General features: G+C 69.9%; 16 protein-coding genes. 7 read left to right on the top strand and 9 right to left on the bottom strand.

What is annotated here, in order from left to right; genetic code table 11:
* The first annotated feature begins 146 nt into the window (after positions 1-146).
* From CBF90_RS14295 to CBF90_RS14285, 3 genes are all read left to right on the top strand, one after another.
* Positions 147-1,853 (top strand): LuxR family transcriptional regulator, encoded by a 1,707-nt coding sequence (locus CBF90_RS14295; RefSeq protein WP_023954229.1) that lies wholly within the window; start codon positions 147-149, stop codon positions 1,851-1,853.
* Positions 1,854-2,029: 176 nt separating this feature from the next.
* Positions 2,030-2,383 carry a PadR family transcriptional regulator gene (locus CBF90_RS14290; protein ID WP_088380908.1) on the top strand — a complete coding sequence of 118 codons (354 nt, stop codon included), beginning with the start codon at positions 2,030-2,032 and terminating at the stop codon, positions 2,381-2,383.
* Positions 2,380-3,504, top strand: a complete 1,125-nt coding sequence (locus CBF90_RS14285; protein WP_088380907.1) for a hypothetical protein — start codon at positions 2,380-2,382, stop codon at positions 3,502-3,504. Before CBF90_RS14290 ends, CBF90_RS14285 begins: the two co-directional genes overlap by 4 nt.
* Positions 3,505-3,620: 116 nt before the next feature.
* Here CBF90_RS14285 and CBF90_RS14280 read toward each other — a convergent pair whose 3' ends face one another.
* From CBF90_RS14280 to CBF90_RS14265, 4 genes are all read right to left on the bottom strand, one after another.
* Positions 3,621-4,517 carry a carbohydrate ABC transporter permease gene (locus tag CBF90_RS14280; RefSeq protein WP_088380906.1) on the bottom strand — a complete coding sequence of 299 codons (897 nt, stop codon included), beginning with the start codon at positions 4,515-4,517 and terminating at the stop codon, positions 3,621-3,623.
* The gene (locus CBF90_RS14275) at positions 4,514-5,449 is read right to left on the bottom strand and encodes a carbohydrate ABC transporter permease (RefSeq protein ID WP_088380905.1); all 936 of its coding nucleotides are present in this window, start codon (positions 5,447-5,449) and stop codon (positions 4,514-4,516) included. Before CBF90_RS14275 ends, CBF90_RS14280 begins: the two co-directional genes overlap by 4 nt.
* Positions 5,450-5,520: 71 nt before the next feature.
* Positions 5,521-6,780, bottom strand: a complete 1,260-nt coding sequence (locus CBF90_RS14270; protein WP_023954239.1) for an ABC transporter substrate-binding protein — start codon at positions 6,778-6,780, stop codon at positions 5,521-5,523.
* A 59-nt stretch (positions 6,781-6,839) separates the two neighbouring features.
* A complete protein-coding gene (locus tag CBF90_RS14265) occupies positions 6,840-7,880 on the bottom strand; it encodes a nucleoside hydrolase (RefSeq protein ID WP_088380904.1) in 1,041 nt (346 codons plus the stop codon).
* 150 nt (positions 7,881-8,030) lie between these two features.
* Between CBF90_RS14265 and CBF90_RS14260 the strand changes: the two genes are divergently transcribed.
* Positions 8,031-9,059 carry a LacI family DNA-binding transcriptional regulator gene (locus CBF90_RS14260; protein WP_088380903.1) on the top strand — a complete coding sequence of 343 codons (1,029 nt, stop codon included), beginning with the start codon at positions 8,031-8,033 and terminating at the stop codon, positions 9,057-9,059.
* Positions 9,060-9,207: 148 nt separating this feature from the next.
* Here the strand turns inward: CBF90_RS14260 and CBF90_RS14255 are convergent, their stop codons facing one another.
* The 3 genes from CBF90_RS14255 to CBF90_RS14245 all read right to left on the bottom strand — a co-directional run bounded on the left by CBF90_RS14255 (position 9,208) and on the right by CBF90_RS14245 (position 11,119).
* Entirely contained in the window at positions 9,208-9,663 is a 456-nt protein-coding gene (locus CBF90_RS14255; protein WP_023954245.1) for a MarR family winged helix-turn-helix transcriptional regulator, read from the bottom strand.
* A gap of 111 nt (positions 9,664-9,774) precedes the next feature.
* Entirely contained in the window at positions 9,775-10,530 is a 756-nt protein-coding gene (locus tag CBF90_RS14250) for an SDR family NAD(P)-dependent oxidoreductase (RefSeq protein WP_088380902.1), read from the bottom strand.
* Between the two features lie 31 nt (positions 10,531-10,561).
* Complete coding sequence (locus tag CBF90_RS14245; protein WP_023954248.1) at positions 10,562-11,119, bottom strand: TetR/AcrR family transcriptional regulator; 558 nt, start codon at positions 11,117-11,119, stop codon at positions 10,562-10,564.
* Between the two features lie 88 nt (positions 11,120-11,207).
* On the opposite strand from CBF90_RS14245, the gene CBF90_RS14240 reads away from it, so the two are divergent.
* Both CBF90_RS14240 and CBF90_RS14235 read left to right on the top strand, forming a co-directional pair.
* Positions 11,208-12,155 (top strand): saccharopine dehydrogenase, encoded by a 948-nt coding sequence (locus CBF90_RS14240; protein ID WP_088380901.1) that lies wholly within the window; start codon positions 11,208-11,210, stop codon positions 12,153-12,155.
* A 76-nt stretch (positions 12,156-12,231) separates the two neighbouring features.
* Entirely contained in the window at positions 12,232-12,498 is a 267-nt protein-coding gene (locus tag CBF90_RS14235; protein ID WP_023954252.1) for a hypothetical protein, read from the top strand.
* A 39-nt stretch (positions 12,499-12,537) separates the two neighbouring features.
* Here CBF90_RS14235 and CBF90_RS14230 read toward each other — a convergent pair whose 3' ends face one another.
* Complete coding sequence (locus tag CBF90_RS14230) at positions 12,538-12,915, bottom strand: MerR family transcriptional regulator (protein ID WP_036304788.1); 378 nt, start codon at positions 12,913-12,915, stop codon at positions 12,538-12,540.
* 140 nt (positions 12,916-13,055) lie between these two features.
* On the opposite strand from CBF90_RS14230, the gene CBF90_RS14225 reads away from it, so the two are divergent.
* Positions 13,056-14,582 (top strand): SulP family inorganic anion transporter, encoded by a 1,527-nt coding sequence (locus CBF90_RS14225; protein ID WP_088380900.1) that lies wholly within the window; start codon positions 13,056-13,058, stop codon positions 14,580-14,582.
* A gap of 27 nt (positions 14,583-14,609) precedes the next feature.
* Here CBF90_RS14225 and CBF90_RS18455 read toward each other — a convergent pair.
* The coding region (locus tag CBF90_RS18455) for a hypothetical protein (protein WP_172407857.1) at positions 14,610-15,153 on the bottom strand (544 nt) is incomplete at its 5' end.

Genomic DNA, 15,153 nt, shown 5'->3' with positions numbered 1-15,153 from the left:
CCGCCCCGAGAGCCGTCCGGCGGTCACGGCGTGACGGCGAATGCTACTCGCGACCGGGTGGACGCCGCGACGCGAATTCCGACCGGGCGCTGTGTGGTGTCCCTGGCCATCGGGCCTGGCAGACTGACCCGAACCGAAGGAAGCAGATGGCGACGGACCAGCTCATCATCGAGGCCCGCGCGGCGTGGCGGCGGCGCGAGGCCGTGGTCGCGGTGCGCACCGCGATGAGCGCGCACGCGCAGGGCGACGCCGAGGGGCTGCCTCTCGCCTGCTCCATCGCGCTCCGGGCGTATCGCGCCGACCTGCTGGAAGCGCACCGGGCCGACGTCGCCGCGATGTCCGCGGGCGTCCTCCGCGATGGGGTGCTCGCCGTGCTGAGAATCGGCGCAGGAGACCTCGACAGTGCGATGTCGCGCATCACGGCGGTCGCCCGCGACAGCCTCCCGGGAGCGGACCCCGACCCTCTCGGCGAGGAGGGGCCCCTGCTGCCGTTGCTGCTGACCTACCTCGCCACCGGCGCTGCCGCCTCGGGCGCGTGGGTCCGGGCGCGCGAGTGCATCGATGCGGCGCGTGCCGCGGTGGCGACCGCATCCGCTGATGCCGGCGAGGGCGCGGCCGCGCTTCCCCCGTACCTGCACTTCGACCTGCTCGGCCTCGATGCGCTCGTCGAACTGCACACCGGCGGGGGCATGAGCGCACGCCGCGCCCTCGCCGAGACGATCGCGCCCCTCCGGATGCGCAACACCCTCACCGCCGACCACGCGCTCGCGCTCATCTGCCTCGGCAGCATCGAGCACACCGCCGGCCGTCTCGGTGAAGCAGCGATCAACCTGGGCCGCGGCGCCCGGCTCGCTCCCGAGTGGAGACCCGGCGTGAGGATCCACGGTGAGGTCGAGCTCGCGTTCGTCCGCATCCGGCAGGGCCGGTGGCGGGATGCCGTGGATGTCGTGCGCGCGACCGTCGCGCCCCTCGAATCGGTGGAACACGACTGGCTCGAGCCGCAGGCTCTGGCCGTGCACGGGCTGCTGCTCGCTCTTCGCGGCGACCTCGAGGCCGGCGGGCTCGTGCTCGAACGCGCCGAACTGCTCTGCCGAGACACTCCGTCGTTCCTCGCGCACATGGTGCTGACGCATGCCCGACTGATGGTGGCGATCACGCGAAGCGACTGGACCGGGCTGAGGCGGACGCTCGAGGATGCCGCCGAGCCGGGTTACCGGCGGCCGTACCGGCGCGACGAGTGGTGGATGCTGAACCTGCTGGCCGCGTGGCACCTCGGCCGCATCGACGAGTTCCGCCGCGGCGTCGCGATCTGGGCGCGGATGGAGGGTGCGGAGCAGAGCGCGTACTACTGGGCGTACGTGTCGATCCTGGCCGAGTACGACGGACGGCACCCCGAGGCGGCCGATGCCGTCGCGCGTTCCCTCGACCGCCTGTCGCCCGACCTCGATCCGCTGGGCCGGGCCTGGGTCCGAACGGTGGCGGGCATCTACTACAGCCGCTTCGGCACGCTCGGGGTGCCCGACCCGGTGCGGGCGCTGGCCGCCTATGAAGAGGCCAGCGCCGAACTCTCCGACCTGGGAGCGGCGGGGCTGGCCGAGAGGTACGAAGCCATCGTGGCGCAATCGACCGCCGAGCTGATGCTCGGGGACCGGAGCGGGCAACCTGCGGCGCGGCTGACCGAGCAGCAGCGCAAGGTCGCCCGAGCCGTCGGCCAGGGATACACGAGTGGTGAGATCGCGGGCATCCTGCACCTCTCGAAACGGACCGTCGACTACCACGTCGCCAACATCATGCGCCGGCTCGGTGTGTCGAGCCGGCGCGAGATCGGCCGCGTGCTCGACGATCGGCCCTGACCTGGACCGCCCTGATCTGTGTCGGCCGGTGCGCTGTGTCGGCCGGTGCGCGGATGCAAGCGATCGTGTGCGACGCGCCGGGGGAGCGGCATCCGGGCCGGGGTGTCGAGACGGATGCCTTGCATCTCGGCCCGACTCCCACTCTATCTCTAGGTATATAGAGATAGAGTGCGAGCATGCAGCCGCTCAAACGCATCACGCCGGCCACGGTGGACGTGCTCGAGATTCTGACCCTCGAAGCCGAGGGAGTGTGGGGGCTGCGCATCGTCAGCACAACGGGGCGGCCCGCGGGAACGGTGTACCCGATCCTCGAACGCCTCGAGTCGATGGAGTGGGTGACCTCTGAGTGGGAGGTCGACCCGAGCCGCAGCGGACCCCGGCGGCGCCTGTACCGCCTGACGCCGGACGGCCTCGCCGCAGCCCGCGCCGCCGTCGATGAGCATGCGGTGCGGATGCAGCGACGCCGCGCGCGTCGGCAGGAGCCCGAGCCCGGGCGTGGCCGCGGTGACGCGAGGGGAGCGATCGCGTGAACCTCGACCTCGACCTCGTCCTTCGAGCGGTGAGCCGGACGATGCCGGCCGCGTCGCGCGCACGCCATCTCGAGCAGTGGCGGGCGGATGTCGCGGGGGCTCACGAAGCCGGGGTGCGCCGGGGTGACGTCGTGCGCGGCGCGATCGCGGTCGCGCTCACCGCGGATCGCGACGCTCCGATGCTGACCGGTGAGCCCCGAGGCACCGCTTCGCGGAGGCTGAGCCGGCGGGGTGTCTCGCTGCTCGCCGCGGTCGGAGCGACCTCGGCCGCGCTCTGGCTGACGGCGGATCTCGGCTCGCCTGCGGTCGCCATTCCGGCTGTCATCGAGCTTGCGCTCGCCGTCGGACGCTCCGTGCTCAGCGTGGCCCTCTTCGGGGGAGTGCTGCTCGCCATCGCCCTCTTCATCGGCGCGGCCGCGCTGTCGCGATCGGCGGTCGTGAGGGTCGCGTTCGCGGTCACCGCGTTCGGCATCCTCCTCCTCGCGCTCGCCGCGGCGCATCCCCTGGCAGCGGAGGTGAGCGCGGCGGGCGTCGGCCTCACGGTCGGCGGCGCCGCGGTCGGGCTGGCCGCTGCCTGGCGCTCGACGCCGCTCGTCCTGGAGGACCGGTCTTCGCCGCTCGCCCGGCGGCGGCCGGTCGCGATCGCGGGGCTCGTGTTCATCACGGTGTTGCTCGTGCTCGGCGCGCTCGATCTGCTGGTGTGGAACCCGCTCGCCAAGGTGCCCGGCTACGAGTTGAGCGCCATCTACGCCGAGATGATCGCGGCCGACGGTTTCGATCCGGCGCTGGCTGCACAGTCGGTGGCCGTGTGGGGCGGGGTGTGGCTGGTGGCGGCAGCCGCTGTGACAGTCGCCGCGCTGACGAGGGGAGGGGCATGGCTGACGCCCCGCCGGCTCGGCATCCTGTACCTCTCGATCATCGGGGCCGCGCTGTTCCTGCGGCTGTTCGCCGGATTCTCGATCGGGATGTCGATCGCCGACACCTTCGGCACCTCGGGTGGTGACGTGTCTGCGCTGTCGCAGGTCTTCCACCTGGTCGGGCCGATCAGTTTCGCTGCGGCGCTGCTCCTCTTCGGCTGGGCGCCGGGGCGACGGATGACGGGTGTGCCGCTGACGTCCTGAGCCGGTGCCTCGGGTGCGCGGATGCAAGGGATCGCGGGCGACGCGCCGGGTATGCGGCATCCGGGCCGGGGTGTCGGGGCGGATGCCTTGCATCGGGGCACGGGTGATTCGCAGCATCAGCCCTTCACGGCGCCGGCGAGAGCCCCCTGCACGAAGTAGCGCTGGAACAGCAGGTAGACGATCAGCACCGGGATCGCCGACATGAAGATGAAGGCGTTCATCGGGCCGTAATCGGTGCCGTGCTGGGTCGAGAAGCTCTGCACGGCGAGCGGGATCGTCCAATTGCCCTGGGAGCGCAACAGTGTCGTCGCCATCGCGTACTCGTTCCACGTCGCGACGAAGTCGAGCACGAAAAGCGCAGCCAGCGCGGGTTTGGCCAACGGCAGCACGATCTGCCGGAAGATTCGGAAGGTCGAGGCGCCGTCGATACGCGCCGACTCCTCCAGTTCTTCGGGGATCCCGCGGAAGAAGCCGTACAGGACGAAGATCTGGTACGGGATGCCGAAGGCGAGGTAGGGCAGGATCAAGCCGTAGAGCGAGTCGAGCAGCCCGAGCTCGAGCATGGTGTTGAACAGCGGGCCGAGCCCGATCTGCACCGGCACCATCGAGCCGACGGCGATCACCATGAGCAGCCCACGACTGCCGCGGAATCGGATGCGGGCGAGGGCATACGCCGCGGCGGCCGCGATCGCCAGCCCGAGCGGCACCTTGATGATCGCGATCAGGAGGCTGTTGCCGGCCGTCACCCAGAAGTCGCCGGTGTCGATTGCGGCGGCGTAATTGCCGAACTCCCACGACGACGGCAACGCCCACAGGGGTGTGGTGTTGAGGTCGGGCTTGGACTTCACCGAGGTCATGAACATGAGAAACAGCGGCAGGAACCACAGGGCCGCGGTGATGGCGAGCGCCACCCACAGGCCGATGCCGACATGGTCGCGCGGTGGGCGACGCGCGGGGGCGGTCTGGCCTACGTTCGCCGAATCGAGCACGCGTGGGGCGATGGTGACGCTCATCGGTCTTCTCCCTTCATCGACCAGGCCAGATACGGGATGACCAGGGCCAGAGTGACGATCAGCAGGACGGTGGCGACGGCGCCGCCCATCCCGAATTGGTGATTGGTGAACGACTGCGTGTACGACCAGAGCGCCAGGACCTGTGTCGACTGTGCGGGACCGCCGCCGGTCATGCCCACGACGAGGTCGAACACCTTGAGCGAGTTGATGATGGTGAGGATGACGACGACCACCGTGGTGGGTCGCAGCGCAGGAATGGTGACGGCGCGAAAGCGCTGCCAGGCGTTCGCGCCGTCGAGCTTCGCCGCCTCGGTGAGCTCGGGCGGCACGGTCTGCAGTCCGGCGAGGAAGAGGACCATGCTGAAACCCACGCTCTGCCAGATGTTGGCGACGAAGACCGAACCGAGCGCGAACTGCGGGTCACCCAGCCATGACTGCCCCAAATCCCCCAGTCCCACCGCGGTGAGCGCCTGGTTGACGAAGCCGAGAGTGGGGTTGTAGATCCAGCGCCACATGGCCGCGACCGTGATCGAGGCGAACACGGCAGGGATGTAGAAGACCGCGCGCATGAGGTTGCGGCCGATGAGCTTGCGGTTCAGGCCGAGGGCCAGGAGGAGGGCGATGACGGTCGGGATGAGGAGGGAGGCGATGACCCAGATGACCGAGTTGCGCAGCGCCGTCCAGAACACCGCATCCTGCGTCAGCAGACGGATGTAGTTGTCGAGCCCGACGAACGTCGCTTCCTGCGTCCGGAAGCCCGACCACTCGAAGAACGACAGGCGCACCGCGTCGAGCATCGGGTAGAGCAGGAACCAGCCGTAGAGCACGACCGTGGGGATGAGGTAGGGCAGCGCCAAGGCGAAGCGATGATGCCGCGGCGTGCTGCTGCGCTGCTTCCGGCGTCCCTGTGTGACGAGGGTGACAGTGGCCATGGGACTTCCTGTTCGGGTTCGAGTCCGCGGGGCGGCGCTCCGGTAGTCGCCGCCCCGCGGAGGGGTCGCAGCTACTGCGCGTCGCGGAACTTCTGGAACTCGGCGCCGGCGTCCTCGGGTGCGATGTCGCCGGTGAGCACCGAGTTCTGGATGCGCCAGTACTCGGTCGTCTCGGCGGTAGAGAAGTTCTGGTCGTTGTTGGTGTAGACGCCGTCTGCTGCGTTGAAGAGGTCGGCCCAGACCGCGTTGAGCGGGTTCGTCTCGTCGACCGGGACGTCCTTGTTCACGGACAGGGCGGCCCAGGCATCGCCGACGATCTCCTGGCCCTCTGCGGAGGTGCCGAAATCGAGGAACTCCGCCGCGAGGTCGGCCTTGTCGCTGGCCGCGTTGATGTAGAAGGCTTCGCCGAAGCCGTAGAGCCGGTCGGTTCCGGTCGGGAACATCATGACCCCGATCTCGGCGGGGTCGAGTCCGTTGTCGACGACCTGCGAGTTGTACCAGGTGCCCTCGAGCGACATGGCCGCCTGGCCCGAGAAGAAGAGCTGGGCCGCGTCGTCATTGTTGATGCCGAGGTAGCCGCTGTTGAAGAAGTCGTCGCCCCAGGTCTTGAGCTCGGTGAAGGCCGCCGTGACGCAGGCCTCGGAGCCCCAATCGCCGTCGCCGGTGTTCAGCTCGTCTGCCGTCTCTGCGCCGCACTCAGTCTCGACAAGCGAGTCGAGCAGTCGCATGACGTCCCAGTTGACGGTGCCGCCGAACTCGATCGGCGTGATGCCCGCGTCGGCGAGCTTCTGCGCCGCCGTGACCAGCTCGTCGTAGGTTGCCGGCGGCGTGGTGATGCCCGCCTGCTCGAAGAGCGTCTTGTTGTAGTAGATGCCTTCGCCCTGCTGGCTCCAGGGGACGCCGTGGAAGCCGCCGTACTGGGTGATGCCGCTGAGGGATGCCGGCGTGAAGCGGTCCTCCCAGCCGTACTCGCTGTAGTAGTCGCTGAGGTCGAGGCTCATGCCGGCATCGATCAGCTCGCCGCCCAGGCCCGACCCCTCCCAGTACCAGTAGATATCGGGTCCGGCGTCGGTTCCAGCGACCTGACGCATCGCGGTCTTGTGCTCGTCGACCGAGCGTTGCTCGAGGGTGACGGTCGTGCCGGGGTTCGCCTTCTCGAACGCATCGATGAGACCGGTCATGGCCTCGCCCTGGCTGTCCTCCTGTGTCGGCATCCAGATGACGAGCTCGTCGGCGTCACCGCTGCCGGTGCCTCCGCTCGAGCAGGAGGCGAGCGCGAGGAGGGTCGTTCCGGCCAGGGCGACGACGCCCAGCTTGGAGATGGAGTGCATCATTGCTTCCTTCGTGGTGATGGGTGAATCGGGCGCGGGTCGTCCCGGAGATGAGTGGGTCAGGCGCGGGAGGTCTGCCAGTCGGAGAACTCGCGGAGCTTCAGGTAGAAGTCCTCGAACATGAGGCGTGTGTCGACCCAGGTGTAAACACGCATGGCGCGTCCGTCGGGTCGGCTGAAGTATTGACCGTCGTCTCCGATGCGCGGCGTGGGACGAACCTCGTGGCGGCTCGACGAGGAGTCGGCCTCGAACAGTGACTGCAGTGCTGTCAGGAGGACCAGAGGAGAGTCGCCGAGAGCGTAGGTCTCGGCGGGGCCGCGTCCCTCCGCCTCGGCACGGAGCATCACCTCGGTGATCTCGTCGTAGAGGTACGCGCCCAGCGGACCGGCGGTCGCCACACGCAAGCGCAGCTCGGCATCCGACACCAGGCACTGGCGGTAGACGTCGCGAGGCACCTGCCACAGCGACAGGTCGGAATCGCCGAATACGACCTGGGCGGCCACCGGATCGATGAGCAGGTTGTACTCGATCGGCATGGCACCGGGAGGCGGGACGGCGATCCCCTCGTGCTCGCCGCCGCCGATCCAGACGACGGTCAGTCGTTCGGCGACGCGAGGTTCGAGCAGCCATGCCGACGCGAGGTCGGTCAGTCCTCCGCCCGCGACGAAGTACAGCGGACGAGGATCATCGCGCAGCGCCTCGCTGATGAGGGCATCGACCGCCGGCGCGGGTTGCGGTGTGGTGCGGTCGACGAGAGGCTCCTCCGACCCTCGAGCGATAACTCCCGTCGAGTCGAGCCCCATGCGCTCGAAGACGTCGGCGATCACCTGGACCGCGTGCGTCGCCGTGTCGGGACCTTCGTCGAATGGGTCACCTGCGCGCAGGTGCGATCCGATGACGAGGGGGATCTCGACGCTCGGTGACAGGAGGTGGTGCACGAGCTGGAAGAGATCATCGGGATCGCCCGAGAAGTCGTTGTCGACGATGACCCGTGCCCGCGGCGCACCGAGAGGGGCGATCGACTGCCAGGGAGCGGTACCGAGCGTCCAGCGCGGTGCGCGCGGGTGGGCGGATGCCGTGGTGGCGGGGATCCTCGTCATCGTCGACTCTCTGTTCATGTGGCGTGACCGATGCAATTAAAACCGGTTGACCAATTTCAGTGATCGATAACCTACGGGTAGAGTGATCGATAACCTATCGGGCGGCGAAGCCCGTTACTGAATCGTTACCGACGGCGCGGGGAGGCTGATGTGACGAACACCCGATCGACCGCGGGCCGGCCGAGCATGGCGGACGTCGGACGCGCGGCAAGGGTGTCGGCCCAGACCGTCTCTCGCTACTTCACCGGTACCGGCTACGTCAGCGCCCAGACGAAGGAGCGCATCGCCGCCGCGGTCGACGAGCTCGGCTATCGCTTCAATCAATCGGCGCGGAACCTGCGGACGCGCCGCTCCGACACGGTGGGGGTGCTCGCCCTGGGCGCCCTCAACTACGGGAGCGCGGGCGTGCTGACGGGGCTGAGTCGTGCCGCGCGCGAGGCCGACTACACGCTGTCGATCATCGAGCTCGACCTCGACTACGACGCCGGCGACTGGCAGGACGAGGCGCAGCGAAGCATCGACCACTTTCTGTCGATCCCCGTGGACGGCATCGTGCTGTCGACTCCCGTTCAAGGCGCCGACGACCTCGTCGCGTCCATCGGCGCCGAGACGCCCATCATCACGGTGTCTGAGCTGCCGCCGTCGATCGATGCATCGGCGAGCACCCACTCGCACGCCGCCGGACTGGACGGGACGCGTCACCTGCTGAGTCTCGGGCATCGCCGCATCCTGCACGTTGCGGGGCCGGGGACGCGCAACGAGGCGGTGGAACGCGAGCGCGGCTACCGCGACGCGATGAGCGAGGCGGGAGTCGAACCGGACGTGCTCGACGTGTCGACGGATTGGTCATCGGTCTCGGGCTTTCGCGCGGGCGAGGTGGCCGACCCCGCCCGTTTCACGGCGGTGTTCGCCGCCAACGACGAACTCGCTCTGGGGTTCATGAGCGCGATGGAGCGGCGTGGCCTGCGGGCGCCGTACGACTACTCCATCGTCGGCGTGGACGATATGCCTGTCGCCAGCTACTTCTCACCGCCCCTGACGACGATGCGCCTCGACTTCCGGGCGCTCGGAGCCGACACGTTCCGCATGCTTCATCACGAAATCCGCACAGGACAGCGCCCCACGCACGTCGTGGTCGAGCCTCAGCTGATCGTGCGGGGGTCAACCGCCGCCGTCTAGGCGGCACCCGGCCGGCGTATGTGTCGCGTTGTCCCGCGCTCGAATGCAAGGGATCGCGGGCGACGCGCCGGGGACGCGGCATCCGGGCCGGGGTGTCGGGGCGGATGCCTTGCATCGCGGGCGCGGCGCGCCGCTCGGCCGAGGCGTGTCAGGCCGCTTCGGCGGCGACCCGCATGCGCGAGAGGAAATCGACGAGCACGGCGGCGGATCCGGGCGGCATATGGGCGATGACGTCCTCGACGCGATGCTGCACGTCCGATCCCGACTGGCGCAGGCGCTCGACCGGGCGATCGCCGAGCGTCACGAAGACCTTGCGTCTGTCGGACGGATGCGGCTGCCGCCGGAGATACCCGGAGCGCTCGAGGCGATCGAGCATGGCGGTCGTGCTCGCGGACGAGATCCCGAGCTCTTGGGTGATGTTCGACGGGGTCAGCGCGATGTCGCGGTCCTGTGCCTCGATGAGCTTCTCGAGCGCGATCAGGTCGTTCTCGCACACGAGCATCGAGTCGCGCAGGCGCAGTCGAATGGCGCCCTCCGCGGCCTCGTACGCCCACAGCGCGTCGAGGACTGCCGATGCCGACGATGTCTCACCCTGCACTGCCATGACGACTCCCCGTGTTGATCGACCTAGCGGCTCAGTCTGTCCGAGCCCCGGGTCGAAGGGGAGCCCTTCCCGTGGGAGCGCTCACCTGGTATGGGCGAAGGAAGGTCAGCCTCAGTGGACCGAGAAGCCGCCGTCCACGGCGATCGACTGGCCGGTCACATAGGCCGAGCCCGGGCCGGCGAGGAAGATCGCCGCGGCGGCGAAGTCGTCGGGCAGGCCGTTGCGGCCGACGAAGGTGCGGGCGGCCAGTGCGTCGACGACGTCGGGGTCGCTGGCGAGGCGCTGGTTGAGGCGTGTGAGGACGAAACCCGGGACCAGCACGTTAGAGGTCACCCCGGCTGCCGACCACGCCTCCGCTTGCGAGCGGGCGAGACCCTCGAGGGCGGCCTTCGATGCGCCGTAGGCGCCGCTCGACGCGAAGGCGCGGCTCGCCTGCTGCGAGCTGATGGAGATGATGCGGCCGTATTCGCGCTCGATCATCCCGGGGGCCAATCGCTGGCCGAGGATGAAGGGCGCGTCGAGGTTGACGGCCATCGTGGCGTCCCAGGCGGGTTCATCGAGCTCGAGGAGGGGAGGGCGGATGTTGATGCCCGCCGAGTTCACGAGGATGTCGATGTCGCCGGCCTGATCGGCGAGCTCGTGGCAGCCCGCGCGCGAGGACAGGTCTGCGACGATTCCCGACGCGCGCCGGCCCTCGGAGCGGATGCGCCCGACGGTCTCGTCGATCAGGTCGCGACCGCGGGCGGCGATGACGACCTCGGCTCCCGCGGCCGCCAGTGCCTCGGAGATCCCGCGGCCGATGCCGGAGCTCCCGCCGGTCACGAGGGCGCGTCGGCCGGAGAGTCCGAAGAGGCTGTGGAGGTCCATCGCCTCAGCGTAGACAGATTCGGTCGACGCTTCAGGCGAGCGATCGGGCCTGCGCGACGACGGCGTCTCGGCGGGCGTCCGCGGATGCCGAGCCCGTGATGAGCGTGACCAGGTGGGGGAGGCATCCGTCGGCCGTCGCGATCGCGATGATGCTCACCAGCAGCTGCGCCGCCTCGTCGCGGGAGCGGCCCGGCAAAGCGGCAGCAAGAGCGTCGACCATGGCGGCGCACCCCTCGGCACGGCTGGGCCCCGACACCGGCGCATCGAGCTCGAGACTCTCCCACGACAGCAGGCGTGCGAGCTGCGGGTGCGACGCGGCTCGGTCGTAAAGGTCGTGGGCGAGCCCGCCGAGCGCGTCGGCACCGGTGCCGCGGATCTCGATGCCGTCGAGGAGGCGGTCGACCTCGGCGGCGAGCACGGCGCCGAACAGGCCCGCCTTGTCGACGAAGTACGAGTAGATGCGCTCCTTGTTCACCCCGGCGGTCCGGGCGATCGCCTCGACGCGCGCGCCGGCGTATCCGCGCGCGGAGAAGTGCTCGGTCGCGGCTTCGAGCAGGCGGCGCCGCGTCGCCTCGGTGTCCCACGCCATGATCCGAGCCTAGCAACTCCAACCTTCTGGTTGGCGTGTTCGACGTTCTGTGCGTACGGTGGTCTCCAACCAGACGTTTGGGGTTTTCATGTCACCACTGTCCGTTCTCGTCCTCGGGTCGCGCGGAGCGGTCGGCGCTGCCGCCGCCGACGCGCTGCGCGCCGGCGGCCATGCTGTCGTGGGGGCATCGCGCCGCCCTGGGCCGGGCGGTCTCGCCGTCGATGTCACGACGCTCGAGGGCCGCGAGGTGCTCGCCGCCGCCGCGCGCCGAGCGGATGCCGTGATCGATGCGAGCGGGCTCGAGATCACCGCGGTGCAGGAGGCGGTCGGTTCGACGCCTCTTGTCGACGTGTCGGCGACGGCATCCCACCTCGCTCGGCTCGCGGGCGGCGTCGCCGACGGCGGGGCGGTGCTGCTCGGGGCCGGGATCGCGCCGGGGGTGAGCACCGTTCTGGCGAGCGCGCTCGGTGCCGCCCCCGGCGACGATGTCGACGTCACGGTGATGCTCGGGGCCGGCGAGTCGCATGGTGCGGCAGCCGTCGACTGGACGGTCCGGCTCGCCGGCGCGCCGCTCTACGCCGCGCCGGAGGCTGAGCGGATCGTCAACCTGCGGTCGGTCCGGCGATTCCGGTCGGCGGCGGAGAATCGAAGATATCTCCGCGCGGACTTCCCCGACGATCTGCTGTGGGGCTCGCGGTCGGGCGTCGCCGTGCGGAGCTGGCTGGCGCTCGACAGCAGGGTGGCGACGGCTGCGCTGCGCACCGTCGGGGTCGTTCCACTGCTGGCGCCGTTGCTTCGCCGCGCGCCGCACCTCGGCACGAGTCGCTGGCGCGTCGGCGCCGTCCATCGGCAGAGCGGCCGGCGGTTCTCGGCCTCGGGAGAGGGGCAGTCGCTGGCGACGGGGCGGGTGGCGGCCCTCGCGGCGACCCGCATGGTCGAGCGCGATGTTCGCGGGGTCGTGACCATGGCGGACGTCGTCGGCGTCGACGACATCCGAGGCGTGGCGGGAATCGGCGTCGACCGCGGCGAAGGCTGAGCTGACGCGACCGGCGCGCCGAGTGTCGACGGCGCGCCCTGGCGAGTATCGAAGATGTGTTCTATCCTCGGTTGTCATGACCGACACGACGAGCGCCCATGACGTGACCCTCTGGCTCGTCGACGACATCCCTGCGCGGATGTTCTACGCGGGCCGGCGCTGGACCGTCAGCGACATCCCGACCCGTCTGCGCGACTCGGTCTGGTCTCTCGCCGCCGACGATGACCGGCGACGCGGGCTCTACGGCTGGCGCTTCCAGGCGACGGATGCCGACGGCGAGGCGTTCGTGTTCGACGTGTACTGCGGCGCGGGCGGGTGGCACGTGCATCGGGCCTACGCGTGAGCTGCGGCAGCGGGCGGCGGCGTCCCGGTGCGAGACCGGTCAGATGTCGCCGAGTTGCGCGAGGAACTCGTCGGCCATCGCGACCTGGCGGGTCAGCTTCTCGCGACGCTCGGCCGCGCCGGCCCGGATCGCCTCGAGGCGCGCGCGCAGCTCCGCGTCGGCCGGGGTGGCGGTGAGGGCGTCGACGACGTCGAGCAGCTCCCGCATCTCGTCGAGGCTGTAGCCGAGGGGCTTCATGCGTCGGATGAGCAGGATGCGGGCGACGTCGGTCTCCGTGTAGAGGCGGAACCCGCCCTCGGTGCGCGCCGACGGGGTGACGAGGCCGATCTCGTCGTAGTGCCGGAGTGTGCGGAACGACATCTCGGTCCGCTCGGTCACCTCTCCGATGCGCATGGTGACCTCATCGCGATTCGACATCAAACCTCACGTTACGTTAGATTCTTGTCGGCGCCGTTCCGCGCCGACCCCCTTCATTCTTCCCGCGTCGGACAGCCGGCGCTGCGCGCGCTCGCGCGATCGCCCGCCCGCCCTGCCGGGCACCGACCGAAAGGCACCGCGTGACCGCCGTCACCCCCGCCCGCGACAGCGCGTCGCGCTACCGCATCGAACCCACCGTCGTGCAGGCCCTCCGCAGCCCTCGGCTGCTGACGCGCGAGGTGCTGGCGGGGCTCGTCGTCGCCCTCGCGCTCATCCCCGAGGCGATCGCGTTCTCGATCATCGCCGGCGTCGACCCCCGCGTCGGGCTGTTCTCGTCGTTCGTCATGGCGGTCGCGATCGCGTTCCTCGGCGGACGCCCGGCCATGATCAGCGCCGCCACCGGTGCGATCGCCCTCGTCATCGCGCCCGTCGCGCGCGAGCACGGCATCGAGTACCTCGTCGCCACCGTCCTGCTCGGGGGTGTCATCCAGATCGTGCTGGCGGTGCTCGGCGTCGCGAAGCTCATGCGGTTCATCCCGCGGTCGGTGATGGTGGGCTTCGTCAACGCGCTCGCGATCCTCATCTTCCTCGCGCAGCTGCCGCAGCTCTTCGGTGCCGGCATCCCGTGGCTCGTCTGGCCGCTCGTGGTCGCGGGGCTCGTGATCCTCGTCGTGCTGCCGTGGCTGACGAAGGCGATCCCGGCCCCGCTCGTCACGATCGTGCTGCTCACCGCGGCCGTCGTGGCTTTCGGTTGGCAGGTGCCGACCGTCGGCGATCAGGGGGAGCTGCCCGCGAGCTTGCCCGAACTGTTCGTGCCCGACGTTCCGCTCACGCTCGAGACGCTCCGCATCATCGCGCCCTACGCCCTCGCGATGGCCGTCGTGGGTCTGCTCGAATCACTCATGACCGCGAAGCTCGTCGACGACATCACCGACACCCACTCGCGTAAGACCCGCGAGGCGCTCGGTCAGGGGGCCGCGAACATCCTGTCGGGTGCGTTCGGCGGGATGGGCGGCTGCGCCATGATCGGGCAGACGATGATCAACGTGAAGGCGTCGGGGGCGCGCACGCGCATCTCGACCTTCCTCGCGGGGGTGTTCCTGCTGATCCTCGTGCTCGCGCTCGGCGACGTCGTCGCGATCATGCCGATGGCGGCGCTCGTTGCGGTCATGATCATGGTCACGGTGGCCACGTTCGACTGGCACAGCATCCGGCCCGCGACCCTCCGGCGGATGCCGAAGAGCGAGACGGCCGTCATGCTCATCACCGTCGTCGCGACGGTCTGGACCCACAACCTCGCGGTCGGCGTCATCCTCGGCGTGCTCGCCGCGATGGTGATGTTCGCCCGTCGCGTCGCGCATCTCGTCACCGTCACCCGCCGGCTCGACCCTGCCGGCGACGAGCCGGTGGCGCGCTACGAGGTCGACGGCGAGCTTTTCTTCGCCTCGAGCAACGACCTCACGACGCAGTTCGCGTACGCCGAGGACCCCGAGCGCGTCGTGATCGACATGAGTCGGTCGCACGTCTGGGATGCCTCGACCGTGGCCGCGCTCGACGCGGTCGTGAACAAGTACGACCGGCACGGAAAGACTGTCACGATCGAGGGGCTCGATGCCGCGGCGTCCGCTCTGCACGGGCGCCTGACCGGCAACGTCGGTGGGCACTGACCGCGTGGGCTGCGTTGCGCGGTGTGTTCAGTACGCCGTGAACGAGACGAAGGATGCCGGCCCGAACCGCCCCGTGGCGGGATCGAGGTAGCGCACCCCGAGCATGACGGGGCCGGGAGCGGGGACGGAGAAGCGCGCGGTCACCGCACCTTCGCCGTCGAGGCGCATGAGCTGGCTGCGCCAGGGCGCGGCATCGCCGACCCTGGCGCGTTGGACCCGGAGGTTCGGCTCTCCGGAGATCCTGAGCTCGAACCCATCGGCCAGGACCGCGGCGCCGGCGAGAGGCGAGGTCGGCACCGGCGGCGGCAGAACGGAGACGGGGGCCGATGCGCTGAGCGGGGAGGTCCGGCCGGCGCTGGTCTGCCGTGCGGATAGCTCATGGTCGCCCGCAGGCAGGTAGGCCGCGGCATCCGTCTGGTCGCGTCCGTTCGAGAGATCTGAGACCGACCATGCACCGGTTTCGTCCGAGGTCGTCCGGGCGCGGACCGTGCCGGTCTCGTCGACGATCTCGATGGCGGCTCCCGGTTCGGCTCCCCCGGAGATGAGCGGGTAGACGCTCGGCCCCGCACCG

The organism is Microbacterium sp. AISO3 (assembly GCF_002204305.1).
GTDB lineage: Bacteria > Actinomycetota > Actinomycetes > Actinomycetales > Microbacteriaceae > Microbacterium > Microbacterium arborescens.
Note: the sequence above shows the minus strand (reverse complement) of the source record. Positions and strands in the feature narration are given on the sequence as shown.

What these genes read in the sequence shown, in the direction of transcription:
- CBF90_RS14295 (WP_023954229.1), top strand. Translation starts at nt 147, where the DNA reads ATGGCGACGGACCAGCTCATCATCGAGGCCCGCGCGGCGTGGCGGCGG.
- CBF90_RS14275 (WP_088380905.1), bottom strand. Translation starts at nt 5,449, where the DNA reads ATGGCCACTGTCACCCTCGTCACACAGGGACGCCGGAAGCAGCGCAGC.
- CBF90_RS14240 (WP_088380901.1), top strand. Translation starts at nt 11,208, where the DNA reads ATGTCACCACTGTCCGTTCTCGTCCTCGGGTCGCGCGGAGCGGTCGGC.
- CBF90_RS14235 (WP_023954252.1), top strand. Translation starts at nt 12,232, where the DNA reads ATGACCGACACGACGAGCGCCCATGACGTGACCCTCTGGCTCGTCGAC.
- CBF90_RS14250 (WP_088380902.1), bottom strand. Translation starts at nt 10,530, where the DNA reads ATGGACCTCCACAGCCTCTTCGGACTCTCCGGCCGACGCGCCCTCGTG.
- CBF90_RS14255 (WP_023954245.1), bottom strand. Translation starts at nt 9,663, where the DNA reads ATGGCAGTGCAGGGTGAGACATCGTCGGCATCGGCAGTCCTCGACGCG.
- CBF90_RS14290 (WP_088380908.1), top strand. Translation starts at nt 2,030, where the DNA reads ATGCAGCCGCTCAAACGCATCACGCCGGCCACGGTGGACGTGCTCGAG.
- CBF90_RS14230 (WP_036304788.1), bottom strand. Translation starts at nt 12,915, where the DNA reads ATGTCGAATCGCGATGAGGTCACCATGCGCATCGGAGAGGTGACCGAG.
- CBF90_RS14280 (WP_088380906.1), bottom strand. Translation starts at nt 4,517, where the DNA reads ATGAGCGTCACCATCGCCCCACGCGTGCTCGATTCGGCGAACGTAGGC.
- CBF90_RS14265 (WP_088380904.1), bottom strand. Translation starts at nt 7,880, where the DNA reads ATGACGAGGATCCCCGCCACCACGGCATCCGCCCACCCGCGCGCACCG.
- CBF90_RS14270 (WP_023954239.1), bottom strand. Translation starts at nt 6,780, where the DNA reads ATGCACTCCATCTCCAAGCTGGGCGTCGTCGCCCTGGCCGGAACGACC.
- CBF90_RS14245 (WP_023954248.1), bottom strand. Translation starts at nt 11,119, where the DNA reads ATGGCGTGGGACACCGAGGCGACGCGGCGCCGCCTGCTCGAAGCCGCG.